Annotated in this window: 19 protein-coding genes, 1 tRNA gene and 1 pseudogene; 9 read left to right on the top strand and 12 right to left on the bottom strand. The window is 68.6% G+C overall.

Annotation, left to right across the window (positions count from 1 at the left end; genetic code table 11):
* Nucleotides 1-56: 56 nt before the first annotated feature.
* From KBX08_RS18995 to KBX08_RS19005, 3 genes are all read right to left on the bottom strand, one after another.
* Nucleotides 57-3,788 (bottom strand): LamG domain-containing protein, encoded by a 3,732-nt coding sequence (locus KBX08_RS18995; RefSeq protein WP_238689296.1) that lies wholly within the window; start codon nt 3,786-3,788, stop codon nt 57-59.
* A gap of 814 nt (nt 3,789-4,602) precedes the next feature.
* The gene (locus KBX08_RS19000) at nt 4,603-5,472 is read right to left on the bottom strand and encodes an NAD(P)H-binding protein (protein ID WP_210784804.1); all 870 of its coding nucleotides are present in this window, start codon (nt 5,470-5,472) and stop codon (nt 4,603-4,605) included.
* A gap of 195 nt (nt 5,473-5,667) precedes the next feature.
* Nucleotides 5,668-6,816, bottom strand: a complete 1,149-nt coding sequence (locus KBX08_RS19005; protein WP_210784805.1) for a hypothetical protein — start codon at nt 6,814-6,816, stop codon at nt 5,668-5,670.
* Between the two features lie 507 nt (nt 6,817-7,323).
* On the opposite strand from KBX08_RS19005, the pseudogene KBX08_RS19010 reads away from it, so the two are divergent.
* A pseudogene (locus KBX08_RS19010) lies at nt 7,324-7,463 on the top strand (IS481 family transposase); the annotation flags it as partial.
* A 395-nt stretch (nt 7,464-7,858) separates the two neighbouring features.
* On the opposite strand, the gene KBX08_RS19015 reads toward KBX08_RS19010, so the two are convergent.
* Nucleotides 7,859-8,755 carry a hypothetical protein gene (locus KBX08_RS19015; protein ID WP_210784806.1) on the bottom strand — a complete coding sequence of 299 codons (897 nt, stop codon included), beginning with the start codon at nt 8,753-8,755 and terminating at the stop codon, nt 7,859-7,861.
* A gap of 376 nt (nt 8,756-9,131) precedes the next feature.
* Here KBX08_RS19015 and KBX08_RS19020 point away from each other — a divergent pair, with 376 nt between their 5' ends.
* From KBX08_RS19020 to KBX08_RS19030, 3 genes are all read left to right on the top strand, one after another.
* On the top strand, nt 9,132-10,019 hold the full coding sequence (locus KBX08_RS19020; protein WP_210784807.1) for a hypothetical protein: 888 nt from the start codon (nt 9,132-9,134) through the stop codon (nt 10,017-10,019).
* 477 nt (nt 10,020-10,496) lie between these two features.
* Nucleotides 10,497-12,185, top strand: coding sequence for a hypothetical protein (locus KBX08_RS19025; protein WP_307850579.1), 1,689 nt, complete (start codon nt 10,497-10,499; stop codon nt 12,183-12,185).
* Nucleotides 12,186-12,537: 352 nt separating this feature from the next.
* Nucleotides 12,538-14,685: a hypothetical protein gene (locus KBX08_RS19030; protein ID WP_307850580.1), complete on the top strand. Its 2,148-nt coding sequence runs from the start codon at nt 12,538-12,540 to the stop codon at nt 14,683-14,685.
* A 755-nt stretch (nt 14,686-15,440) separates the two neighbouring features.
* Here the strand turns inward: KBX08_RS19030 and KBX08_RS19035 are convergent.
* On the bottom strand, nt 15,441-15,653 hold the full coding sequence (locus KBX08_RS19035) for a hypothetical protein (protein WP_210784809.1): 213 nt from the start codon (nt 15,651-15,653) through the stop codon (nt 15,441-15,443).
* Between the two features lie 22 nt (nt 15,654-15,675).
* Here KBX08_RS19035 and KBX08_RS19040 point away from each other — a divergent pair, with 22 nt between their 5' ends.
* From KBX08_RS19040 to KBX08_RS19050, 3 genes are all read left to right on the top strand, one after another.
* The gene (locus KBX08_RS19040) at nt 15,676-15,984 is read left to right on the top strand and encodes a GNAT family N-acetyltransferase (protein WP_210784810.1); all 309 of its coding nucleotides are present in this window, start codon (nt 15,676-15,678) and stop codon (nt 15,982-15,984) included.
* Between the two features lie 31 nt (nt 15,985-16,015).
* Nucleotides 16,016-16,297, top strand: a complete 282-nt coding sequence (locus KBX08_RS19045) for a (4Fe-4S)-binding protein (protein ID WP_210784811.1) — start codon at nt 16,016-16,018, stop codon at nt 16,295-16,297.
* Between the two features lie 436 nt (nt 16,298-16,733).
* Nucleotides 16,734-17,798: a PHB depolymerase family esterase gene (locus KBX08_RS19050; RefSeq protein ID WP_210784812.1), complete on the top strand. Its 1,065-nt coding sequence runs from the start codon at nt 16,734-16,736 to the stop codon at nt 17,796-17,798.
* 91 nt (nt 17,799-17,889) lie between these two features.
* On the opposite strand, the gene KBX08_RS19055 is transcribed toward KBX08_RS19050, so the two are convergent.
* Nucleotides 17,890-18,156, bottom strand: coding sequence for a MarR family winged helix-turn-helix transcriptional regulator (locus KBX08_RS19055; RefSeq protein WP_247669656.1), 267 nt, complete (start codon nt 18,154-18,156; stop codon nt 17,890-17,892).
* Between the two features lie 65 nt (nt 18,157-18,221).
* Here KBX08_RS19055 and KBX08_RS19060 point away from each other — a divergent pair, with 65 nt between their 5' ends.
* Both KBX08_RS19060 and KBX08_RS19065 read left to right on the top strand, forming a co-directional pair.
* Complete coding sequence (locus KBX08_RS19060; RefSeq protein ID WP_210784814.1) at nt 18,222-18,419, top strand: hypothetical protein; 198 nt, start codon at nt 18,222-18,224, stop codon at nt 18,417-18,419.
* 102 nt (nt 18,420-18,521) lie between these two features.
* Nucleotides 18,522-18,923: a DUF4260 domain-containing protein gene (locus KBX08_RS19065; RefSeq protein ID WP_210784815.1), complete on the top strand. Its 402-nt coding sequence runs from the start codon at nt 18,522-18,524 to the stop codon at nt 18,921-18,923.
* Nucleotides 18,924-19,439: 516 nt separating this feature from the next.
* Here KBX08_RS19065 and KBX08_RS19070 read toward each other — a convergent pair.
* The 6 genes from KBX08_RS19070 to KBX08_RS19095 form a co-directional block, all read right to left on the bottom strand.
* Nucleotides 19,440-19,513: transfer RNA gene (locus tag KBX08_RS19070), tRNA-Pro, on the bottom strand.
* 211 nt (nt 19,514-19,724) lie between these two features.
* Nucleotides 19,725-21,131: a ribosome biogenesis GTPase Der gene (gene der, locus KBX08_RS19075; protein WP_238689286.1), complete on the bottom strand. Its 1,407-nt coding sequence runs from the start codon at nt 21,129-21,131 to the stop codon at nt 19,725-19,727.
* Nucleotides 21,132-21,189: 58 nt separating this feature from the next.
* Nucleotides 21,190-21,870: a (d)CMP kinase gene (gene cmk, locus KBX08_RS19080; protein ID WP_210784816.1), complete on the bottom strand. Its 681-nt coding sequence runs from the start codon at nt 21,868-21,870 to the stop codon at nt 21,190-21,192.
* 194 nt (nt 21,871-22,064) lie between these two features.
* Entirely contained in the window at nt 22,065-22,835 is a 771-nt protein-coding gene (locus tag KBX08_RS19085) for a pseudouridine synthase (protein WP_210784817.1), read from the bottom strand.
* Nucleotides 22,822-23,655: an SMC-Scp complex subunit ScpB gene (gene scpB, locus KBX08_RS19090; RefSeq protein WP_210784818.1), complete on the bottom strand. Its 834-nt coding sequence runs from the start codon at nt 23,653-23,655 to the stop codon at nt 22,822-22,824. The genes KBX08_RS19085 and scpB overlap by 14 nt, the downstream gene beginning before the upstream one ends.
* Nucleotides 23,648-24,679: a segregation/condensation protein A gene (locus KBX08_RS19095; RefSeq protein ID WP_307850581.1), complete on the bottom strand. Its 1,032-nt coding sequence runs from the start codon at nt 24,677-24,679 to the stop codon at nt 23,648-23,650. Before KBX08_RS19095 ends, scpB begins: the two co-directional genes overlap by 8 nt.
* Between the last annotated feature and the right edge of the window lie 16 nt (nt 24,680-24,695).

The raw sequence follows: 24,695 nt of genomic DNA on the forward strand, positions 1-24,695 counted from the left end.
ACGAGGTCGGATGTGTGGGACCGGAGCCGGTCAACGGTCCGGCGGTTGACCGGCGCTCAGGGCTGGAGCTCTGCCTGTGCCTGGGACTTGTGCAGTTCGGAAACCGCGGTGTCGGTCAGGGCGCCCTGGTAGACCAGCAGGTCGTCCAGGCCGCCCTGGAAGTAGTCGACGAGGCGGGGCTGCTCGCCGGGGCCCGTGAACAACGCCGCCCCCACCGTCAGCGGCCCCGTCGCGCGGAACACCCCCGCGCAGGGCACGGACCGCTCCAGGACGCCGTTGACGTACAGCCGGATCTCAGTGGCCTGGGCGTCGTAGACGCCGACCAGGTGGGTCCAGGTGCCGATGTCGTCCTCGGTCAGCAGCCGGTTTCCCTCGGCATGGACGCGCACCGGCGTGACGTCGTCGTCCGCACCGCCCACGGTGAACCGCCAGCGGTGCTCGCTCGCGCCGCTGGCAAGGCGGTACTCCCGCAGGGAGAGGTAGAAGGCTGACTCCTTGGTGCCCCGCTGCCCGGCCGCGGTGAAGGTACGGGGCTCGAACTGGTCCGGGCGTACCCAGACCGAGACGGTGAACGAGTCGTCGGTACGCAGCACCGGGGTGTCCTGCCACTGCGGCGGGCTGCCCTCGGCGGCCAGGTTCCGCTGCGACCAGCCGTACTCCAACGTGGACAGGCCGAAGTACGGGTCGGCCGGGTCCTCCACGAAGTGGCGCTTGTCGAGCATCAGGCCGCTGTCGCGGTAGCCGGCGTCGACAGTCGCGCCCTGGGTCAGACTCAACCGCCGGCCCCACGTCGCCCCGTCCGGTGCCTCGCAGGTGGACGGGATGCCGACCTGGTAACAGGGCCTGGCGGCGTTCATGTCCCAGCGCCCGACCTCGATCGGGGCGAGGATGCCGGGTTCGTCGAAGCCACCGGAGTACTCGTCGGTGGCGAGTTGGCCGGTGAAGTCGTGGTCGACAAGCACCCGGTTGAACACCTGCACGTCGGCGATGTTGCCGGTCCACCAGTTCGACGGGAGACCCGCGGAGAAGCCTCGACCGACCACGAACTTACCGCTGGTGGGCCAGGGCGCCGCGACGTAGTCGGTCTCGGCCACCCGGACGCCGTTGACGTAGAGGCGCAGCTTGCCGGCGGTCCTGTCGTAGACACCGGCCAGGTGGGTCCAGCGTGCCGCCTCGGCCGCGGTGAACGGGGTCGGGGCGATCGCCACCCGGCTCGCGCTGGTCTGCGCCGAGGTGTCCTTCATGACGAACGACCAGTGCGGGACCTGCGGGGTGCCCTGCCGGCGTACGCCGAACTCGAACCGGGCGGCGTCGGTGGCGTCCTGGGTGAGCACCTTCATGTCGCTGGTCGGCAGGGCACCCGGCCTGACCCAGGCGGCCACGCTGAACGAGTTGGTGGTGTCGAGCACGGGAGCCGCGGTGGCGGCCTGCGAGGTGGTGCCGTTGAACGCGGCGCTGCCGCCGCCGAGCAGCCGGGCGTCGGCGGCCCAGCTGACGTTCGTCGGGGCCAGCGGGGTGTCACCGGCGACCGCGCCCTGCTGGTCGGCGAGCGCCTGGCCCTGGGTGACACCCGGGTAGGTTTCCAGCCCCCAGCGGGCGATTGCCGGGGCGGGACGGTCGACGACGAACTCGACGCTGCCGTACCCCTCGTTGCGGGTGGCGTCGACGGCCGAGACGTACAGCGTGTTCTGGCCGTACTTCGGGGGTCGCAGCGTCACGGTGGCGCTCTTCGGGGTGCCGGTGGCGGTCACCACCGTGGTCGGGCCGGTCCAGCCGTACTTGAACGACGTGGCGTCGGTGGCGGTCGACTCGATCCGGAAGGTGACCGGTTCACCAGGCCCGCCCGGCGAGCCCTGGAGCGTGACCGTGACCGGGGGAACTGTGGTGTCGGCGGTGAACTGGCACCACGGCGACCAGCCGCTCCACCGCGAGTACGGTGCCGGGTCGACGGCGGTGACCCGGTACGCGTACGTCTTGCCGGTGACGACGGCCACGGCGGCGGTGGTGGCCCGGCCGTTCGCGGGTGCGGACGCGGTCGGCGGCCGGGTCAGCCGGGTCGGGTACGCGTCGGTGACGGTGCCGATGCCGGCAGCCGGCACCTCGATCCACTCGTAGGTGCCGGTCAGGCTCTGGGTGGTGTCGGCGTCCGGATAGACGGCGGAGAACTTCGGGGCCAGCGTGCCGATCGGCAGTACGCCGTCGGGCAGGCAGGCGACACCGGCGACCTGGAGACCGTTCGGCTTGCCCGGAATGGAGTCGTAGTCGACGATCAGCTTGGCGTCGTTCGGGAAGAACTTCTTCCACCGGCCCTGGGTGGACTCGCCGTCACCGCCGCTGTCCCGGGCGGCGAAGCCGACAGTGATCGCGGTGCCGCCCGCGCTGGCGACGGCCTGGACCTTCGAGGTCACCACGCCGGACTCGAAGTTCATGATCATGTCGGGTTGGATGACACCACAGCCACCCGCCTCGTTCGCGTGCCCCGGCGCACCGTCCATGATCGCGTTGAGCTTCATCTTCGACCAGGTCGCCTGCATGGCATGGTCGATCGCCGGCACGTGGTACATGTAGGCCCAACTGTCGTCACACGACCATGAGTGGTCCAGCTTCATCTGCACGTACGCGCTCTCGATGTGCTTCCCCTTCATGGCGGTAAGGGGGAACTGGAAGAACGACCGGTAGAGCTGCCCCTGGCAGGGCCCTTCCGGGCTCAGCCCGACCCGGGCCACGCTGACGTCGGAGTTGGAGCAGCCGTTGTTGGTCGCGTACGCCCAGCGGTTCTGCTTCACCGACCAGGCCGGGTCGATGAAGACCGGGAAGTCGCCCTCGTCTGCGCCGAGCATGGCCGGGTCCGGGGTCAGCAGCAGGTCACCAGTGGCGTCGACGGCGGTTTCCACCAGTACGGTCCGCGCGGTCGCCGCCGGTCCGTCGACCGAGGAGCGCTCGGCGGACGCCGACGCCACACCGGCCCGGCCGGCGATCGTCGTCTGACCCGCGGAGTTCCACATCGTCGCCGGTGTGGCCGTGGCGAAAGCCGTGGCGCCGACGTCGGCCCGCAACGACCCGTCCGGCAACCGGACCGCCCGCGCGTCGCCGCCCAGGTCGAATCGGATCTGACGCAGCGCCGGGTTGGCCGCCGCCGTGGCCGTCTTCACCACCAGCACGTGGGTGAAGCCGGTCCGGGTCGCCTGGACCGCGAGGTCGACGCCGGGCAACACCTCGGGGTACGTCGCGGTGTCGCCGGTGAGCACCGGCGCGGGCAGCGCGGCCGGCCAGCCCACCGTGAGGGTCTTCCCATCCCTGGTCAGGGTCGCCAGCGGAGCCGACCCGCCGCCGGAGAACGCCACCTCCGCCGCCGACGCCGCCGGCCGTACCCGTCCGTCCGAGCCCCGGGCCAGGTCGAGGTCGACGTCCACCCAGGTGCCGTCCGCGCGGCGGGTCCACTGCGGAACCACCCCCGACTCGAACCTGAGCCGACCGTCCGGTTGCGCCGTGACCTGCGCGTACTCGGAGCGGGACGAGCCGACCACCACCGGCCCGGCACAGTCCTTCGCCACGGCCAGTGCCTGCGCCGGGGAGGCGGCCTCCGCCACGCAGGGGGCAGCGGCGGGTGCCGCGGCGGCCGGCCGTTCGGCCAGCACCGGCAACCCCGCCACCGGCATCAGCAGCGCGGTGGCGGCCGCGAGCCAGCGCAGCCGTGCCAATCCGGGCCACCCGTTGGAGCGGCTGCGGCTGGGCAGCCCGCTCGCCTTCGCTGGGCCGGCGGCGACGTGACCAACATGGACAGACATGGCAGCTCCAACCGACCAGGCCAGGCCTGGTCGTCGCTAGGGAGGATCGGGATCTCGTGAGGTGCGCGATGGTCGCGGGGAGCGGCCTGGCAACTGAGCCGCCGTCGGGACCGACGGAACTGGGGCTAGCGCGCGGGTCGGTGGTGACCGCTCGGCGAGCGCGCGTCAGCTTCCGACGCGGATCGGCGGCGTGCAGGGCGTTGACACGTACGGGATCAGCTCGGGCACAACCCGGAGCGCCGTACGCGGAGACGGACGTTCGGCCGGCGCAGTGGGCGTCAGCGGCCTGGATCGTCCAGTAGGCAGTCGTCTCCGGTGGACAGTGGACCGAGAGACATCCGTTGGATACATCATTCACCCCCGTGAATTGATGTGGCCAACGGTATGGGACGTAGGTAAGAGGGGTCAATCCCGATGGCGTGACGAGGAGTGACGGAGGTACGACAGCTCGACCGAGCAGCGGACGGCCGGCACGCCGGGTGGGGTCAGGTTCGCCAGGCGAGCGCCGCGCGGCGTACCCAACGCCACCCCTGCCACCTCACCGGTCCGGACGCCTGCCTCAGCAGGGTCGACGTCCGCCCCTTCCCATAAGCGACGATTACAGCGAAAGGGTGGGCACCCAACCCGTTCTGGCCGCTCATCCTCGGCAAACGAGATCGAGCGACGTTGCCCCGCCGGCGCGCAGGCGGTCCAGCTCAGAGGCCAGCGGCGGAGAACACCCATACCCCTCCGCAACGGCACCAGATCGACAGCTACGCCTCAGCTCGGATCCGATCTTGCCTGAGCCGTTGCTGAGCGGCGACCAGGTTTCCGATCACAGCTGGGTGCGCAGGACGTCGTATGCCCAGGCGGCGAGGGTGGTGGGTGTCGTGGTTCGTATGGTGCGCGGTTGTTCGGGGACGAAATCGTCGCGCAGACCGCTGGACATGCCGATCACGGCGTCGGTGAGCCCTGCCGTCATCCCGCTGGCACGCAGGTTCTCGCGCATGGTTTCGTCGGAGATTCGCTCGACGGTGCACGGTTGCCCGGTGGCCGCGCTGACGATCTCGGCCGCTTGTGCCCAGGTGAGGTCCGTCGGTCCGTGTACGGCTTGCACGACGCGGCCGGACCATGCCGGCGACAGCAGCCGGGTGACAGCGACCTCGGCGATGTCGCGTGGAGCTACCCACGCCATTGGCTGATCGACGGGCAGGATGATCGGGATTCGTCCACCGCGGATCGCGTCGAGCTGAAGCAGGAGGTTTGTGAAGAAGAATCCGCAGCGTAGGTGTGCGACGGTGGTGCCGGTGGCGTCCAGGGCGACCTCGGTCGCGGCGAGGCCGTCTATCTCTCCGGCCCCGTGCCGGCGCTCGGCACCGACGCTGCTCTGGAACACGGTCCGGCGGAGCTGGTTCTCGGTGACCGCGCGAACCACGGCGGTGGTGGCCCGGGCATAGTCGCCGAGCGGGTCCTCGCTGTCTGTGGTCGGGTCGACCCAGTAGAGGGCGTCCGCGCCCCGAGTCGCGGCGACCACGCCGTCCGCGTCGTACAGGTCGACTGCCGCCACGTCGGCTTCGGCTCGCACTGACGGCGGCAGCCGGTCCGGGTGGCGGGCGAGCACCAGCGGCCGCACGCCGGCTCGGATCAGCATGGCAACCACGTGGCGTCCGACGTTGCCGTTCGGAGTGGTGACGGCGATCTGCACAGGGCCCTCCTCAGCGTCGGTAGCCGCTGACCACGCTACAGAGGTTGAACGATTGAGGCTTGATTGATCATGGCGGTTCCGGGTCGAGCGTCATTCCGGTCTGGGCGAGGATGCCGGCGACCGCGCCAGGCACCGCACCGGCTCGCGCGGGTGGTGGCTTGGCCGCGCGAGTCCGGCGCGCACTGGGCTACGCGGTCAGGCGTCGCCGATCGACGACAGTGGGATGCCGAACACCGTGCGCTGCCCGTCGTACTCGGTGAGTGTCCACATCCGCTTGCCCTGCGGCTGGTAGGTCAGGTCCTCGGGTCCTCCCGCCGCGACGCTGGTGTACTGCCGCGAGGTGCCCACGGTAGCGCGGTGGATCCAGGCGGGCTTGCGATCGAACTCGCTGCTGGTCAGCACGAACTCGTCTCCGTGTGTGATCGCGCCGTTGACGTTCGCCCGTGACGTCACGTACACCGCATCGGAGCTGACCAGGCCATCGGACGCCGCGAGTTTGCCCTTACCGTCGAGGTTCCACCGGACGATCCGCGCGTCGGCGGGTTTCGGCGAGTGGACCCCCTCGCGGTCCTCCTTGTACTCCGCGGTAACGAGCGAGTTCGGCGAACTGCTGCGGTCGAGGCTGATCGAGGAAATGCGCAGCGGCAACCGCGTCGGGTCCGGTTGCGGCGTGTAGTAGCCGACCTGCGGGACCGCGTAGCGGTAGTCTGCCGCGTACGCCTTCCCGCCGACCATCCCGATCCGCTTGTGCGAACGGTCGGGAATCGTGCGCCAGATGTTGTGCAGGTCGAACAGGCGGATCGCATTGGTGTCGGCGACGTAGAGCCGATAGCCGACCCAGGTGACACCGCCGACGTGCGACACCGCGGCGTGGAAACTGCCCTTGCGGTCGGGAACGACAAGCAGGACGTGACGGTACTCGGGCTTGTCCGGGTCGTCGTAGTTGACGAACGTGATCCGGCTGCCCCGGTTGGTGCCGTCGAGGCCCTCGGCGTCGTACCAGGTCGCCGCGATGACGCGGTGCTCGCCGAACCGGCCGTCATCGTCGGCGTCCCAGGACCCGGTGAGCCCCTGCGGGATCCACGTGGTGCCTTCGTTGTCCTCGTCGTTCCAACAGAACTGCACGGAGTCGGGGGTCGGCGGCTTGCCGCACGAGGCCTTCGCACTATGGTTCACGTCGCGAATGACATCGGCCAGATGCACGTTCGGGATCTTGCCGTTGAGGTCCGCGACCGACTTCGCGAAGGTCTCCGAACGGTCCTCCAGCGTGTAGGTCAGAGTCGACGGAGTGATTTCGGTCGGCTGGAACTCCAGCACGTTCGTGGTAGCTGCGTGGTGGTTCATGAGACCCTCCCTTGAGGGACGGTCGCCGGCCGGACGGCCGCAACGGGAAGGACGGATCGGCTCGCGGGCCGGTGAGTCCCACGGATTCGGCCGCCGCCGGCGACAACTTGCCAATCAGTTCACCGTCTCCTGCTACGACGTTCGATGCGGTACGCGATCGTCGCGACGAGGAGGATGGCGATGATCGAAATAATCCATCCTGCTCGGTCCATGGATCCACCTCCTTCGCAGGCCGTTTCCGGCACGCCTCAGCCCTAACCGTTACCCGAGGCTGACGGCATCATGCATCGGTGGCCGTGGTTCCTCGCTCGGCGACTCGTCGGCCGCGGTCGGACGCGAGAGTGTCGAGCGAGCGGTGACGATTGACCAAGCCCGTCAGCTGTAGAACGAAGCCGTCGCCGGGTCCCCTCGGGCGAAGCGCGCCATCCTGGTCGAGGAGCCCTCGGACGAGCTTGTCGTCATGCGGGCCTACCTCGACGCGCACGGCAAGATGCCGATCGCCGACGGCGCTTCTACGGCTCTGAGAACGCCCGCCGAACAGCCCTACCCGCCTGGCTACATCACTACAATCACCACCGACCCACACCGCCACCAGCGGCCGGCCACCCATCACCAGGTTGACCAACGCCCCTGGGCAGTACACCTAGAGCCGCTATCGGTTGCTCGCGTGTGCACCGAGCGGTACGTGCGCTGGCTTCAGGACGTGCGGCGCTTCCAGCCTCGACCGTGTCACCTTCGGCACGGACGTCTCGGCGTCGCTGAAGCGCAGCTACACCGGCCTCATCGATCTCGGCTCGCCGTCCGAGGTGTGCGTCACCGCGACCGAGGCCAACGTCCGGCCGCCTTCCGGTCGCTGATCACCCGTGGCTACGTAGCGTGTCGCGGCACACGGACTGAAGGTGTTGGACGGCGTTTCACTCGAACTCACAACGGCGCCGTGCCGACAATCCCGGGTCAGGATCGTCGGCACGGCGCCGTTGTGAGTTCGGACGAGTCCGTCCGAGGACAGCTAGTCTCGGACGGACTCACGGAGGTCCTCCCGCTACTGACCGTAAGCTTTCGCGGTCCAGCCGAGCGAACCGAGGGAGCCACCCTTGATGTCCGTGCCGACTCCGTCCGTCTTCAGGGCGTCGAAGTGCACGGAGGCCGAACCGGCGGCGGTGATCCCGAGCAGCGGCCGGCCGTTGGGGTGCGCGTCACAGTAGCCCGTGCTGAGGCTGGTGAAGGGTCCCCAGCCGCTCGACCGCAGTACCTTCGAGGTGATCGTTGTCGGGGTGGCCCGGTTGACTCGCCACTCCTTGAGCTCCCCGTTGGCCTTGGTACCGATCAGCACGTCCACGGCGGCGCTGCCCGTTCCGCCGCTGCGCTCGTAGGTCAGTGTGTTGACCGTGTCCCAGCCGGTGGTGGTCAGCCTCACCGGCGCGGAGAGCGTGAACACGTCGTCCACGTAGGTCTCCGTGTAGCGGTAGAGCGAAGTGCCCGCCACGCGGTAGAGGTACGGCGACGCCGATGCGAGGATGCGGGTATCGGAGAACCCGTTCTTGAAGCGGCTGGCGGTGATCGCCGTGACTCTCCAGGTGCCGTCGACCAACTCGCCCTGGCGGCTCACCTTGTAGAGCCAGCCGTCGGTCGGATGGGCGGCGTACTCGGTGCTGCGGAAGCTGGTGTCGTCACCAGAGGCACCGATCTGCTGATGCGCCGACGGCACCCAGCCAAGGTTGTCGTTGGCGTAGGCCTTGGTGCTGGTCGTCCTGTCGGAGTACACGTAGCTGAGACGCTGTCCATCGGAACGGTACGCCGCCGTGGAGACGCTACAGTCCGCGGGAACGTCACTGAGCGCCGCAGCCGCCGGCCCGGCGGGCACGACGACTCCAGCCACGGCGAGACCGGTCGCGACAACGCTCAGCGCCGTCGCGGCGGCCACGATGGATTTACGCATGAGGCAAGATCCTCCAGTAGTACGACTGTGGGGCGAGGGTCGCCGCGCGCGGGGTGTGGATAAACGGTCCCGCTTGGGCGTCGTGCGTTGCCGCGCATCCAGGGCGCACGGGGGTGCTCCCCGATGGGCCGGTCTGGACAGCAGAACGGTACGGTGTGGCCCGTACAATCGCCGTACAACTGGCGTATAGACCACCCACTCGCCCCCCGTCATCCGAGTGCGGGGCACCTGGTGACAGCGCCGACATTACGTCGACCGGCTCGACCGCCGGCACAGGGTTCGAGCGCCGTTCCCGATGCGGTTGGTGGGAAGTTACCTCTGGCGGCTTGATCGCCAGCAAGGTTTCGGGCATCGCCGCATTGCTACGGTGACCCTCGTGCAGGACGCGACCGAAGCGAAGCTCGACGACTGGCGCGAGCGGCTCGAGCCGATGCTTGCGGGACTCCAGGATTTCGTCGTCGGACCCGACGAGTCCCTCGATAATTCCGTCGAATCCCTACGCGACCTCGAACACACACTGCTCGCCGAGACACCGGCCGGGCAGCCGCCAGGCGAGGGACTGGCCGAAGCAGCCGGCGGCTACCTTGGGGAAGTATTGCTCACCATCGGCGGAGGCGCCTGGACCTGGGACCCGGACTCCGACCTCCCCGTCACCGACCTCGGCGTCGGCGAAACGGCCGAGCCCATGCGGCTCGTCCTTGACGCCCTTGTACACCGCACCGGGACGGTGTGGTCGGCCACGTACGAACGTATCCGAGCGCTAGCGGCCACGCGCCGGAACGAGGATCGCGTCTGGGAACCGCGCCGTACCGATCAGCCGGCGTTACACACGGAGACCTTGGATGCCGCACCCACCGATCCATGGCTCACACACTGGCTGACCATCCGTGAACAAGGATTCCCCGAGTGGTCCGCCGCCACCGGCCGAGCCGACGATCTGGACTTCAGCCCGGAGTCATTGCTGGCACTGGAGCAGATCGTACGACGCCGGATCCCGGCCAAGGACGCCCTGCGCGAACCGGCGGACGACGACTTCGTCCAGGGGGCGATCTGGTACGTCGGCGAGATCGCCCGGCGCCACCGCGACGCACACTGGCGTTACACCCCCGACCCCACCGGCACCAGCAAGAACCCGTACGTGGGCAGACCATTCGTCGAACAAGACGACCACGGGAACGACGCGATACCCCTGCTCGAACTGGAGGCCGCCGTCTTGTCCGACGAGACCGGCGTACTCCTGGACCGGTTCGAGGTGTTCGATTAGCAGCAGGGAGTCGTCGGCTGTCCCTGGTCCTGGTCTTCGGGAGTTGATCGGTGGACAGTGGAGCGACCTGTCATCGCGTTGGCGGAGGGAACTGCTGGGCGAGCCATCGCTTCGACGCCGCCGGTACGGTACCGACACGGATTGCGTGCGAGGTCATCAGGAGCCGACTTGGTCTGGGCGGGGCACTGTCCCCGGCGCCTTGAACAGTGACAGACAGCGTGAGGCCCGGCTACCGAAACGACATTGGTCGATGCCTTGACTCTATGCGCCGCCCTGCTCATGATTTACTGCGGCGGTTCAACAGTGAGGGTCAATGTGATGACGCAGGTAGAGCCACCGGCGGGAGGCCCCACATCAGCCGTCACTCTCAGCGAGCTTGGACAAACTGGCCGACTCGCGCGCGCCGGTCGAGGCACGAGGAACTGGCTGACACGTGGGGTCCATCGGCGGGAACTGAGCATCGCGAGCCTCGGTTCAGTGCTCCTCGCTGTCGCGATGATCTGGCTGATTCCGCCATACGCGGTTCGCGTGCTGACTGCCGGCGCCAAGACTGTGCCGATCGCCGACCCGGCCCACACCATCGTCGGTGACGTGGGTGACCCGACGGCCCAAGCATGGCTGGTGGGATGGGGTGGCCACGCACTCACCCACGGTCTGCGTGGCCTGTGGGATACCAACGCTTTCTATCCCGACACGTACGGCCTAGCCCTGAACGACAGCCTGCTCGGCTATGCCCCGGCAGGGCTGATAGGCAACGGTGTAGTCGGCGCCGTGCTGCGCTACAACATCCTGTTCGTGCTGGCTTTCGCGCTCGCCTTCCTCGGCGGCTACGCGCTCCTGCGCCAACTTGGCGCGAATAAGGTCGCCGCCGCGGTAGCCGGGGCCGCCCTCGCCTATGCGCCCTGGCGCTACGGCCACGACGGTCATCTGAATATCCTCTCCACCGGTGGTATCACTCTGGCCCTGGCGATGCTGGCGCGCGGCCACGGACTCTCGTTCACCCGCGGCTACCTTGCCGAACGAGTCCGGCCGGGATGGGCGTTCGCCGGCTGGCTCGTCGCGGCCTGGCAGGTCAGCCTAGGCTTCGGCGTCGGGCTGGGATTCGTATACGTCCTCGCCGCCCTCTGTCTGATCACACTGACAGCCTGGCTGATCCACCGCCCACGCCTCAGCCTCCGGCTGATCGTCGCTGATCTGATCGGCGGGCTGGTCTTCACCGCGGTGACCGGATACTTCGCGTACGCGTACCAACACGTGCGCGAGCTCAACCCACATGTCACCCGGGACTGGGACTACGTCGCGCACTTCTCCCCGACACTGCGCGGACTTCTCGTGGCGCCGCAGTCCTCACTGCCCTGGGGCACCCTGCACAACGACGCCCGCACCGCTCTTGGTGGCGTACCGACTGAGAAAGTGCTGCTATGCGGGTATGCACTGTATCTACTGGCCTTCGCCGGCCTGTTCCTATCCCGCTGGTCACTGGTGCAACGGCTTCTGCTGCTGTTTGGGGCGGTCGTCGGAGTGTTGTTCGCGCTGGGCACGAACGGGCCGATCTACCGCCTGCTCTATCTTTATGTGCCCGGGTTCGATGGATCCCGTACACCAGGCCGGTTGATCTTGTGGCCCACTCTCTGCCTGGCCATCCTCGCGGCCGGCCTGGTTACCCAGCTGGCCGAGGTGGCTCGCAGGGGCGCCGAGCCGAAATGGTCGGTGGAAGCGGCACGGCTACTGACCGTTCCGTTGCTGGTCCTCGTGCTAGCTGAGGGCCTACCTGACCTGAACCACCCCCAAACCCCAGCCAAACCGGCCGCGATGGCGCTAGCCTCCGCGCACGCTCCCATCATGGTATTGCCGTCCAACGACGGTATCGACCTCAACGTCCTACTTTGGTCGACCGACGGTTTTCCCACCATGGTCAACGGTGCGGCCAGCTACACCACACCCAACCGTCAGGCGATCCGCGACGTTATGGCGACCTTCCCCAGCGAGCCGGCCTTGGATCGGTTGCACCAGCTCGGCATCCGCAGCGTCGTCCTGCTGCGCGACCGGGTCCAAGGTACCCCGTACGAACCACTGCTTGACATCCCCGACGTACCCGGCATCACCCGCCATGACGTCGGGCCAGACGTGGTTTACACCATCGACACCAACACCAAGAACCCCTAACGAAACGATGTTGGGCGTGTCCTCAGGACACGAGGATCGTTCTGTCTGAACGTGAGGAGGGGTGAGCAGCCGACCCCACCGGATCTACGCCGACCGGCGCTACGACTACGACTGCTAGGCATATTTCAGGTCTGACAGGATCAACGTCCTGTCCAACGGACCAAACCCAGGTCAAGACGGAAATCTACGCAGTCCCGTCTGTAATGGGCTCGTTCGGGTATGCACGGCTGGCCAGCGCTTCGCTCCGAGGTCTGTCCCAGCCTGCGAGGTAAGAATGCCGGAATCATCGCCGTGCCGTGCACGGGGTGGGTGCCACACGCCGGGTGACGTCGTTGAGTTGCGGGTGCACGGCGTGTTGGGTGCCGGCGCGGATGACATCCTGGATCGGCCGCACGTGCAGCGGGTCGCCGGCGACAGCAAGGGCGGCTTCTACCGGCCCCGCCGAGGTTATGGTGACTCCCGAGGCGCCTGCGGCGTGGTGTTGGAGACATACCGGTGGAGCGATCTGCGGAGCGGAGCCGCCGCAAGGACGCTGTCGCTGGTGTTGCTGTTGCCGTTCATGGCATGCAACGCGGCGGCATGGATGCGGCCGCGGGCGAAGGTCAGCGGCGGTGTGGTCTGGGTAGGTTGCAGGCTGGTCGGCCTGAGCCTCACGGCCCTGTACGTCTTGTCTTTCGTCGGTGTGGCGTTGGACCTGCTCGCCTGCAAGTGCATGTCCCTGGGTAGTTGTCTCGGGGGCCGGACCTGGCTGTCCTGGCTCGGCGGTCAACCGGTCGGATTGCGCATTGCGCTGCTAGCGCTGGTGCCCGTCGCCGCGATCTGGGTGTTGTGGCTGGTGGGCTCCCGGTGCGGTCGCTGGTATGACAACTTCATCCCTCCTACGGGTGAGCCGGCCGACACACCACTGGGCGCGATCGGGACACCCAACGCCACGCCGGGAGTGGTGCGACTTCGCTCCATCCATGTGGCGACCGGCCTCGCTGTGCTCGATCTCAGTCTGGTTGCGGCGTTGTGGGCTGCGCGTGGACCGAGCCTTCTCAACGTCCTGCTCACGGTCTGCGCCGTGCTCGTCCTTGTCGCCAGTGTCGTGCTGCTGTGCGTACCTTCGGTGATCGACTCCGTAGCCGGCACCCCGGTGGTCGATGGGGTGGTCCGTGCCCTGCGGTCGACTGCCGTGGTGGTGACGATCGCCGTCATCGGACGGGTCGCGTTCGATCGCAGCGAGTGGCCCGCCGGAAACGGACTGCCCGGTCATGACGTCGCGGTCGTCCTGCTCTTCGGGACGCAGGGCGTCCTGCTGGCGCTGCTCGGGATCGCGGCACTGGTGGGCCGGGAGGGCAGCCTTGGGAGGCTGCGCTGGTCGGGTGCGCCGCTGTTCGCGTGTCTGGCGGTGGGACTGGCGGTCGGCTTCGCCACCGAGTTCAACTACCGCGTATCGGATTACCTCGACCGCGACCTGCCCACCCCCGACGTGCTGCCCACCAGCCCTGTTCTGCCGTACAAGTGGACGATGTTCGGCTTCTTCGTGTCGGTCATTGGCGCAGCGGTCGCGGGTGCGGTGATGGTGCTGTTCACGCGGAGGCATCGACGGCGGGCAGCGGACGGCATCGTCGCGCGTGACTTTCCTGAGGCGGATGCGAGGACGGCCCGACGGCGGACACAGGTGCGCGACGCAATCGCCCGGGCGCAATTCACGGAACGACTGTGCCCGCTCGGGCTGACCTACTGCTGCCTCGTCGCGCTGAGCCTGGCTTTCACAGCTCTGGCCCTCGACGAGCTGCAGCCGAGTCTCGCCGTGGAGAACCTGGTCAACCTGCCGTCCGATTTCGTCAGTGCGGGCACCCAGTTGGGCAGCTACCTGATGGCGTTGCTGTTCGTCGGTCTGTTCTTCGGAGGGCTGTTCGCCTACCGTATGACCACTTTTCGTCGCTACATCGGGATGCTCTGGGACCTCGGGATGTTCTGGCCGCGTGCCGCTCACCCCTTCGCCCCACCGTGTTACGCCGAGCGCGCCGTGCCCGAACTCGCCTGCCGTATCAGCATGCTGGTCCGGCAAGGGAGGTACGTGTTGGTAGCGGCGCACAGCCACGGGTCGGTACTCGCTCTGGCGAGCGTCCTGCAACTAGAGCCGTCCGTGCTCTCCAGGGTTGCCCTGCTGACGCACGGTTCCCCGCTCAGACGCTTCTACAGCACCCTGTTCCCAGCGTACGTGGGCAGGGATGTGCTGAGTGAGGCCGGCCGCCGGTTGGGCTGGCGCTGGGTGAACTTGTGGCGTGACACCGATCCCATCGGCGGCTGGATCTTCACGTCCGGACGCGGGGATGACGACGCCCTGCGACAACGGTCCGAGGTGGACCGCCGGCTTCGGGATCCGCAGGATCTCGATGCCCGAGGCCGTGACACGGTTTGGCCCGCGATGTGCGGTCATCAGCCGTGCGTGACGGACGACCGATACGAGGCGGCGGTCTGCGAGCTGTCCGAGCGGCTCCGGACCGGCTGAGGTGGTGTCGCCGTCGCCGAACCTCGGCGCTGCGGCGTGTGGTTCCACCGGCCTGCGGTGCCCGAAGGGAGCCGCGCTGTGCCGGTCGCCGATCGAGCGGACGAGGTCGCACGAGACGGCGTCCGAGGTTGTCGTAAAGAGCCGGCCGCTGCCCCGTGGGCGCCTCGATCCCGGGTGCGCCGAGCCGCGGTGGCGGTGCGCACCCGAGATTCGCGTGGCACGGCAACGAGCACGCACAGGAAGTTCCCCGAGACTGCCACTATTGTTGTCGTGGCGACGACGGAATGGATTACGCCAAGGACGCCCGATTGGAGTGGCTCCCTCGTCAGGATTCCACGCTGAGACGCGAATGCGAGGTCTGCCTCGATTCAGCGCCAGCAACGGCCTGGTTCTCGGAACAGGGTGGTGATCGGCGATGGGCGAGGCATGGTCGGTTCCGCCGGCGCCCCGCCCCGGACCCGGCCGCGTCGACATGAGCGGTTGCAAGCGCGGGACCGGAATGCCCGACATCAGCCGTGAAGATCGAGGCTAATACTCCAACGTCACTTGGCCTGTCTCCGCTGGTAGTGGGACCGTCGGGCTCGGGCTCGGGCTTGGGATGTTCGTCGTCCTGTTCAAGAGACGCTGGCGCATCGAGCACCACTGAATGAGTGCCGCTGTAGATGACGTTAAGTCGTTCGGTGACAGGTCTCCTTGAAGCGCGTACGCAGCCGGTCCGGTAGTGGCGCCGTGTCATCACCGCATGTGACGCGGTGTCACTGGTCGCGGCCGGTTGCTGACGCACACTGGGTGGTGACCGCGGGATCGCCGCGTTTCACCGAGACGACGCGGTGACGGCTGCGCCCGCACAACTTGGCGACGTCCAGCGACGCGTTGTCCACCAAGTCCTGATAACGGGTCGGCCACCGGAGGCCGGTGAAACCAAGTGATGCATCAACTTGAACGAACCACCGTGGCTTGAGATCCACGCTGAAGACACCTGGAGGAGACATGGCGGTAAGAGTGAGTGATGTGCCCGAGGCCAAGCGATACGAGGCCCGCGTCGACGGAGAGTCCAAGGTCGCGGGGGTCGCGCAGTACATCCGCACCACGGAACTCGTCGCGTTCGTACACACCGAGGTCTCGCCGGAGTACGAGGGAAGGGGAGTCGGGTCAGCACTGGCCCGCACCGCCCTCGACGAGGCGCGCGCCGCGAACCTGCTGGTCCTGGCCACCTGCCCATTTATCGCGGGGTGGATCGCCAGGCACCCCGAGTATCAGAACCTGGTGTACCAGGCCTACAGCAGGGTCAGTGACTGAACCGCCGAGCATCGCGACGACGGAGGCCGCTATGAGCAGCGGAGCCAACAAGAAGGCGTACGAGGGCAATAAGATCACTGTCACGTTCGAGGCGAGGCGTTGCTTGCACGCCGCCGAGTGCGTCCGCGGCTTGCCGGAGGTCTTCGACACGGGCCAGCGCCCGTGGATTCGGCCCGACGGTGCCGAGGCCGAGCGCGTGGCCGAAGTGGTGCGGCGCTGCCCCTCGGGGGCACTGCAGTACGAGCTCGTGGACGGCGGGGCCGAGACACGGACCGGCCCACGTAGATCACGCCCCACTCCGTCGGACAGTTGATCGTGCACGGAGAGCTGAGCGTCGACACGCCGGAAGGCCCACGCGCCGAGACCAGGGCCTTCCTGTGTGCCTGCCCGGCAGAGCCGTCTTCAACCGTACTGCGACCACGCGGGTCACCCCTGCGGTCAGACACCGCATGGCTGACCCGCTACTCCATACGTACGTGCTGCAGGACTAGCGCAGCCCGTGGTGTGGGCAGCCCACGAGAGGCTCGTCGACCCAAATCCTTAGGGCGCCGACCGGGGACGGCCCGCGCGAGGTAGCGCTGCCCGTCCCGGCGTAGGTGCACCTGGCGGGCACCGCCGACGAGGTCCTGCTCAGGCTGCGCCATGCCTGGCGCGGGACAACTACCACGCCGGTGACGGCGTCGGCCAACCTCAGCTATCCGGCACACCAGACCCACGCCGAGCGCTTCCGCACAAGAAAGGAGACACGCGTGACCTCCCCGCCTTCCGCACCGGATGCCGACGCCGAGCCCACCCGTCCTCCACGACGGCGCTGGCTCCGGATCGTCTCCGGCGTCCTCGTGACCGTCGTGGCCGCCGTCAGCGTCGGCGTCGCCGCTCTTCAGCTCGGCCTGCCCTGGCAGATGGGCGAGGGCGACCGCAACCACGTCTACGACGGCGACGCCGGTTCGCAGCGCTACCAGGTCCACCTTCCTCCCCACCACGACGGGACGGCCCGACTGCCGGTCGTCATGGCGATCCACGGCTGCGGCATGACCGGCTACGGGTGGAACTCCATGAAGTCCACGACCCAGTTCAACCGCCTGGCCGACCGGGAGGGCTTCATCGTCGCCTATCCCACGCAACTGATCTCCCGTAACGTGATCGCCTGCTGGAACTCCACCGACCCCCGGGAGCAGCACCGAGACAGCGGCGAACCCGCGCTGCTCGCCGGTGTCGCCCGCCAGGTGGTCGAGAAGTACGACGCGGATCCGGATCGGGTGCACGTGGCCGGCGCCTCGTCGGGCGCGGGGACCGCCGTCATCCTCGCAGCGACCTACCCCGACGTCTTCGCCACGGCGACCTCGGTCGCCGGCGGCGAGTACGGACTCAACCAGGTCGACCCGGACAACCCGGACTCGACGTCGCCACTGGACACGGCACGTCAAGCCTGGGCCCAGATGGGTGAGCGGGCCCGGCGCGTGCCGCTGCTAGTCATCCAGGGCGAGCAGGACGAGGTCGTGCCGCCCCTGGTCGCCACCCGACTCGTCGCACACTGGACCGCCGTGGGCGACCTCGTCGACGACGGACTACCCAACAACAGCCTCGACCCGACCGAGGAGACCGTGTCCGTGCCGGCCGAGGCGGGCCGGCATGCGTACACGCATTCGACGATCACAGCACCGGACGGCTCGCCGATCGTCGAGGCGTACCGCGTCCAGAACATGGGGCACGCTTGGCCCGGCCCGGACGGCGACGGCCGCTACACCGATCACGCAGGCCCCGACGCCAGCCAGATCGTATGGGAGTTCGCCGAGCGGCACCCGATGCGATGAGGATCGCGGCGGCCCGGCCGGGCCTATCGAGGAACGGTCGTCTCCTGGGCCAGGTCGACCTGCCGCACCTTGAGTTTGGTGGCGATGCGCATCAGGGCGCGTCGGTCGGCGGGGGTGAGGGGTCGAGCACGTACCGCTGCACCGAGCGCACATGGGCCGGCGCGGCCGCGACAACAACGTCGTAGCCTGCGTCGGTGAGGGCGGTGATCGTGTAGCGACGGTCCGCCGGGTCGGGAAATCGTGTGACCCAACCTCGTTGCTCGAACCGATTGACAAGGTTGGAGAGGCGGGACAGCGAGCCGTTGGCCAGGTAGGCGAGCTCGCTCATCCGCACGCGCCGGTCGGGTGCCTCCGACATGTGGCTGAGGGTCTCCTCTGCTCGACCTCGGACCGCAGGAGCTGACCACATACATGGAGAACCTGATGCCGACGCAGCAACCCACGCCGTACCTGCCACTGCGCGGCCTGCCCCTCGCCGACGACTACCCCGACTGGCTGCGCAGCCGCCTTCCCGGTGCGCTCGTCGAATCGGCGCCGGCCGTCACCCCCTACCCCCACCTGGCCGACCCTGCCTGGTTCGCGGGGCGGCTGGTCGCCTTCGACGAAGCTGTTGTCCGGTAACGGAGCACGAGGGTCGTCACCGCCGGTCTATCCTCTTCCCAAGGTCAGGCCAGCGACGGGAAGACAACCCACCCGTGTCCCTGACCGACATCGAGGTGTGAGATGCCGTACCTGAGTCCGGTCGCAGTGCAGCGCGTCGAGGGCCTCGTCGTCGCGGCTCTCGCCGTCGTCGTGACCGTCACCGCCGGGTACCCGTGGTGGTCGCTGCTTGCCCTCTTCCTCGTCTTCGACCTGTCCATGCTCGGCTACCTGCGCGGGCCACGCCTCGGGGCCTTCTGCTACAACCTGGCGCACTCCTACACGCTGCCGGCTGCGCTGGGCGCGGTAGCCGTGGCCGCGGCCGGGTTCGGCGACCGGATCGGTTGGCTCGGAGTTCTGGCCCTTGCCTGGGTGTTCCACATCGCCGTCGATCGCGGCCTCGGTTACGGCCTCAAGACGGCCGAAGGATTCGAGCACACCCACCTCGGCTTGATCGGCAAGGCCCGAGGGCCTGACCCGCTTTGACGGACATCCAGGATCAGAAGCCTGATGGGTTCCCGGAGGAAGTTGTCGGCGCGGCGTGATAATTCAGCCGGCGTTGACAGATGTCTGCCGTCTAGAACCAGGCAGCGCTGGTCGCCTCCGACTGCGACCAGCTCAGCTGACCCAGGAGTGGTGCCACTAACATGCCGCGCGGCATGCCCTGGAATCCCTGGTTAACCTCGCTCGACTACATCTCGGAGACGGCCACGGCGACGCGCTCTTGGCTCCTCAGCGACCATTTCCTGGCTGCCTCATCCCCAGGTGGCAACCACAGCGATGCCCTACCGGCGACCAAGGGACAGCCGCAGGCATCACTTACCGCGCAATCAAGAACCAGAATGCCGCTTCATCCAGGACGCAGATGAAGCGGCAGGTCAGAGCGTTTTAAGCGCGCACATCGACGGCCAAGACTCACGCGATTACCGCCAACAAAGATCATCCGTTACCGGATGTTACCGCCGTTACCTGAGAAGATCTTCATCTGCCCAGGTCAATCGGTCGGGACGGCCGGATTCGAACCGACGACCCCTTGACCCCCAGTCAAGTGCGCTACCAAGCTGCGCCACGTCCCGCCTCCGCGTGGTTTCCCCCGCGGCAGCCGGTACAGCTTAGCGCAGCAGCTGCGGCCCGTCCGCACAGGCCCCACCGACATCGCGACGCAACCGAACCACCCCACAGGGAGCCACCACACAACCCCTAGAGCGTCCTAGGAGGGTGGGGTTGGATAGGGAAATGCCGGATGGGCGGGGGCGCCCATCCGGCATTTGGCAGAACTGAACCGCGTCAGCCGTGCGCCTTGCCTCGACCGCCGGGGCCGAGCTTCTTGCGCGGGCGGACCGAGATCTCGATCGGGCTGCCCTCGTACCCGAATTCCTCGCGGAGCTTGCGCTCGACGAAGCGCTGGTAGCCGGCGTCCAGCGGGCCGGTGGTGAAGAGCACGAACCGTGGCGGTGCCACACCGGCCTGCGTGGCGAACAGGATCCGCGGCGCCCGCCCACCACGTACCGGGTGGGGGGTGGCCTGCACCAGCGCGGTCAGCCACTGGTTGAGGTGCGCGGTCGGCACACGGGTTTCCCAGCTGGCCAGCGCCTTGTTCAGGGCCGGTGCCAGCTTGTCCACGGCGCGGCCGGTCATCGCCGACAGGTTCAGCCGGATCGCCCAGGGGATGCGGCGCAACTCCCGGTCGATCTCCTTGTCCAGGTAGTACCGACGGTCGGCGTCGACCAGGTCCCACTTGTTGAACGCGATGACCAGCGCCCGACCGGACTCGGTCACCATCGACAGGATTCGCTGGTCCTGCTCGCTGATCGGTTCGCTGGAGTCCAGCAGCACCACGGCCACCTCGGCGGCCTCGATCGCGCCGGCGGTCCGCAGGCTGGCGTAGTACTCGGTGCCGCTGGCCTTGCCGACCCGCTTGCGCAGCCCGGCCGTGTCGACCAGTTGCCAGGTCTGACCGCCGATCTCGACCAGGCTGTCCACCGGGTCCACAGTGGTGCCCGCCACCGAGTCGACGACCGCCCGCTCCTCGCCGGAGAACCGGTTGAGCAGGCTGGACTTGCCGACGTTCGGCCGCCCGACCAACGCCACCCGGCGCGGTCCGCGCGGACGGTTCTCCACGATCGCCGGTGCCTCCGGCAGCGCGGCGAGAATGGCGTCCAGCAGGTCGCCGGAGCCGCGTCCGTGCAGCGCGGACACCGGGAACGGCTCACCGAGGCCGAGCGACCACAGCGACGTGGCCTCCATCTCGATGGAGTTGTTGTCGGCTTTGTTGGCCACCAGGATCACCGGCTTGGCGCTGCGCCGCAGCATCTTCACCGCTGCCTCGTCCACGTCGGTGGAGCCCACCATCGCGTCGACCACGAAGAGCACCACGTCGGCGGTGACGACCGCCGTCTCGGCCTGCGCCGCGATGGCCGCGGCCCGGTCCTTCGCGTCCGGTTCCCAGCCGCCGGTGTCCACCACGGTGAACGCCCGGCCGTTCCACTGCGCGTCGTACGGAACCCGGTCGCGGGTCACGCCAGGGACGTCCTCGACGACCGCCTGCCGGCGGCCGATGATTCGGTTGACCAGCGTGGACTTGCCCACGTTGGGGCGACCGACCACGGCCACCACCGGCTGCGGGCCGCTCGGTTCCTCGACGACGACGTCGGGCTCCCGCAGCTCGACCCACCCACCACCATCGCTACTCATGCCGTTCCTCCGCTTCGCTCCGGAGCGTCATGAGACACAACCCCGATGATTCGCTCGCTCATGCCACGCCCCGCTCGGTGAGCAGGTCGCGCAGCCGCGCCACGACCTCGTCGATGCCCAACTCGGTGGTGTCCAGCACCACCGCGTCGGGCGCCTGCGCCAGCGGGTTGACCTTGCGGGTCGAGTCGAGATGGTCCCGCCGGGCCAGATCGGCGGCCGTGGCCGCCACGTCGGCGGCGTCCTCGGCGCTGCGCCGGGCGGCACGGGCCGCCTCGGAGGCGGTCAGGAAGACCTTCAGGTCGGCGTCCGGCGCCACGACCGAGCCGATGTCACGACCCTCGACCACCATCCGACCGGCATTGGCGATCATTTCGCGTTGGCGGGCGACCAGCAGCTCGCGGACCGCCGGCATCGCGGCGACGGCGGAGACCGCCCCGGTCACCTCCGGGCCGCGGATATCGGCGTCCACGCCGACCCCGTCGATGGTCACGGCGTACCCCTGCGGGTGGGTGCCGATGCGCAGGTTGACCTCGCCGGCGACCTTGGCCACCGACGCGGCGTCGGTGAGATCCACGCCGGAGCGCAGCACGGCCCACGTGATCGCCCGGTACATCGCCCCGGTGTCCAGGTAGCGCGCACCGATGCTCGCGGCGAGCCGCCGCGACACGGTGGACTTACCCGAACCGGACGGCCCGTCCACAGCGACCACACATCGCCCGGTCCGTACGTTTTCCTCCACCGTGTCCTCCTCAGCCCGTACCTCACGGATCGCCCGGTGATCTGGCGCCGCAAGCGGTTGTCAATCGTCATCAATCATGCCCGGGTGCGCTAACGAACCCGCGCGCGACGCCGCCGGAGGCGACCCACGCCACCCGGGCGGCCGCGTCCGGCCATCGGTAGAGCCTACCGGCTGCCGTACCCCGAACTCGGGGGTCAGTCACCCACCACGTTGAACAGGGCGGCGACCTCGGCGTTGGTCAACCGACGGATCCGCCCGGTCCGCAGGTCACCGAGCCGGATCGGCCCGATCGAGGTACGCACCAGCCGGGTGACCGGGTGACCGACCTCATCCATCAGCCGCCGGACGATGTGCTTGCGCCCCTCGTGCAGGCTCAGCTCCACCTGGGCGGATTTACCGAGAGTGTCCACCACCTTGAACGAGTCGACCTTGACCGGCCCGTCCTCCAGCTCGACACCGGCCAGCAGCCGCTTGCTCAGGTTGCGCGGGATCGGCCCGACCACCTCGGCGAGGTACGTCTTGAGCACCTGGTACGAGGGGTGCATGAGCTTGTGCGCGAGGGTGCCGTCGTTGGTGAGCAGCAGCAGGCCCTCACTGTCCGCGTCGAGCCGCCCGACGTGGTAGACCCGCTGCTCCAGCCGGGCACCGATGAAGTCGGCCAGCTCGTTGCGTCCCTTTTCGTCCGCCATGGTGGTAACCACCCCACGCGGCTTGTTCATCGCCACGTAGACCAGGCGAATGTCGACCTGGAGGCGCTCACCGTCCACGTGGATCACGGAGGTGGCCGGGTCGACCTTGTCGCCGAGCTTGGCGACCCGCCCGTCCACCGTGACCCGGCGGCGGAAGATCAGGTCTTCGCAGGCACGCCGGGAACCCACGCCGGCGGCGGCGAGCACCTTCTGCAGGCGCTCAGCCCCCTCGTAGACGGGCGCGTCGGCTTTGGGGGAACGGTTATCGGGTCGCATCAGCAAGCTCTTCTACGTCGTCGGGCAGGAAGGGTGCGAGGGGCGGCAGCTCGTCGACGGTGTTCAGCCCGAGCTTCTCCAGGAACAACGTGGTGGTCCGGTAGAGGAACGCCCCGCTGTCCGTTTCGGTGCCGCACTCCTCGATGAGGCCACGGGTGACCAGCGTACGGATGACCCCGTCGCAGTTCACACCCCGGATGGCTGAGATTCGCGAACGGGTCACCGGCTGCTTGTACGCAACCACGGCGAGCGTCTCCAGCGCCGCCTGGGTCAGCCGCACGGACTGCCCGTCCAACACGAACCGCTCAACGTACGTAGCGTATTCCGGCCGGGTGTACAGCCGCCACCCGCCGGCCGCCCGGCGCAGCTCGAACCCGTGCCCGGCCGCCGTGTAACCGGCGGCGATCTCGTCGAGCATCGGCCCGACCCGTTCGGCGGGCTGCTCCAGCACCTGCGCCAGCACCAACTCGCTGACCGGCTCGTCGACGACCAGCAGGATCGCCTCCAACGCGCCGCGCAGCTCGGGATCGGACAACTCGGGCGCAGGCTCCGGCGCGACAGTCGCCCGCCGCCGCCCCGCCAGCTGTCGCCGGGGTACGCCCCCAGCGCCACCCGACTCCCCCACCGTGGCGTCCGTCACCCCGCCGAGGTCCGGCCCCGCCGAACCCACTTCGTCCGCAGCCGCCTCAACGCGATCTGGCTCACCCGGGCCCACCTCGTCCGTGGGGGTGTCGGCGGCGGGCGGGCGGGGGCGGTCCCACGGGGGGACCCAGGCGGCGGCCTGGTCGGCCAGCGAGTCCCGACGTTGCTCGTCACTCATCCCGCGCACCCTCCGTCGTTCCCGTCCCGTCCGGCCCGCCGGCCTCCCCCGCCGGCACAAGGTCAGCCCCTGCCGGCGCAGGCCCAGTCCCCGCAGGTTCTGCCCCCGCCGGCACAAGGTCAGCCCCCGCCAGCGCAGGCTCAGGCTCCGGCGACTCCGGGTCGGCCGGGGTGCCGGCGTACTCGTCGACGTGCAGCTCGGTGTCACCGTCGACCGGGCCGGTCCAGCGCACTGTCAACTCCTCCAGGGCCTGCTCCTGCACGAACGACACCAGGCCCTCCCGGTACAGCTCCAGCAGCGCGAGGAACCGGGCCACCACCTCCAGGGTGGCCTCGCAGTCCGCGCAGAGCAGCGAGAACGTGGCGGTGCCGGCCCGGCGCAGCCGGGCGGCGAGGATCGCCGCGTGTTCCCGGACACTGACCCGGACCATGTGCACGTGGGCGATGGACACCTCCGGCACCGGCTTCGGGGTCATCGCCTTCACGGCCAGCTTCAGCAGCCGCTGGGGGCCGATGCCGAGCACCAGGTCGGGCAGCGCCTCGGCGTAGCGGGCCTCCAGGCTGACGGCACGCGGATAGCGTCGGCCGCCGACGGCCTCCAGTTCGGCGATGTGCGCCGCCGCCTCCTTGTACGCCTTGTACTGCAACAGCCGGGCGAAGAGCAGGTCCCGTGCCTCCAGCAGGGCGAGGTCGGCCTCGTCCTCCACCTCGGCGGCGGGCAGCAGCCGGGCCGCCTTCAGGTCGAGCAGGGTCGCGGCGATGAGCAGGAACTCGCTGGCCTCGTCCAGGTCCCAGTTGTCGCCCATCGCCCTGATGTAGGCGATGAACTCGTCGGTGACCGTGTGCAGGGCCACCTCGGTGACGTCGAGTTTGTGCTTGCCGATCAGTTGCAGCAGCAGGTCGAACGGGCCGGTGAAGTTGGCCAGCCGCACCGTGAACCCGGTGGCAGCCGGGTCAGCGGGCTGCACACCGTCGACCACTGCCGCTTCGGCGGTCTCGGGTGGGTCGAGGGGTGGCGCGGTCACCGGACGACCGTAGTCC

It is taken from the genome of Micromonospora sp. H61, from assembly GCF_018070325.1.
Lineage (GTDB): Bacteria > Actinomycetota > Actinomycetes > Mycobacteriales > Micromonosporaceae > Micromonospora > Micromonospora salmantinae.

What these genes read in the sequence shown, in the direction of transcription:
- KBX08_RS18995 (WP_238689296.1), bottom strand. Translation starts at nt 3,788, where the DNA reads ATGTCTGTCCATGTTGGTCACGTCGCCGCCGGCCCAGCGAAGGCGAGC.
- KBX08_RS19005 (WP_210784805.1), bottom strand. Translation starts at nt 6,816, where the DNA reads ATGAACCACCACGCAGCTACCACGAACGTGCTGGAGTTCCAGCCGACC.
- KBX08_RS19015 (WP_210784806.1), bottom strand. Translation starts at nt 8,755, where the DNA reads ATGCGTAAATCCATCGTGGCCGCCGCGACGGCGCTGAGCGTTGTCGCG.
- KBX08_RS19040 (WP_210784810.1), top strand. Translation starts at nt 15,676, where the DNA reads ATGGCGGTAAGAGTGAGTGATGTGCCCGAGGCCAAGCGATACGAGGCC.
- KBX08_RS19045 (WP_210784811.1), top strand. Translation starts at nt 16,016, where the DNA reads ATGAGCAGCGGAGCCAACAAGAAGGCGTACGAGGGCAATAAGATCACT.
- KBX08_RS19055 (WP_247669656.1), bottom strand. Translation starts at nt 18,156, where the DNA reads ATGTCGGAGGCACCCGACCGGCGCGTGCGGATGAGCGAGCTCGCCTAC.
- KBX08_RS19060 (WP_210784814.1), top strand. Translation starts at nt 18,222, where the DNA reads ATGCCGACGCAGCAACCCACGCCGTACCTGCCACTGCGCGGCCTGCCC.
- KBX08_RS19065 (WP_210784815.1), top strand. Translation starts at nt 18,522, where the DNA reads ATGCCGTACCTGAGTCCGGTCGCAGTGCAGCGCGTCGAGGGCCTCGTC.
- der (WP_238689286.1), bottom strand. Translation starts at nt 21,131, where the DNA reads ATGAGTAGCGATGGTGGTGGGTGGGTCGAGCTGCGGGAGCCCGACGTC.
- KBX08_RS19085 (WP_210784817.1), bottom strand. Translation starts at nt 22,835, where the DNA reads ATGCGACCCGATAACCGTTCCCCCAAAGCCGACGCGCCCGTCTACGAG.
- scpB (WP_210784818.1), bottom strand. Translation starts at nt 23,655, where the DNA reads ATGAGTGACGAGCAACGTCGGGACTCGCTGGCCGACCAGGCCGCCGCC.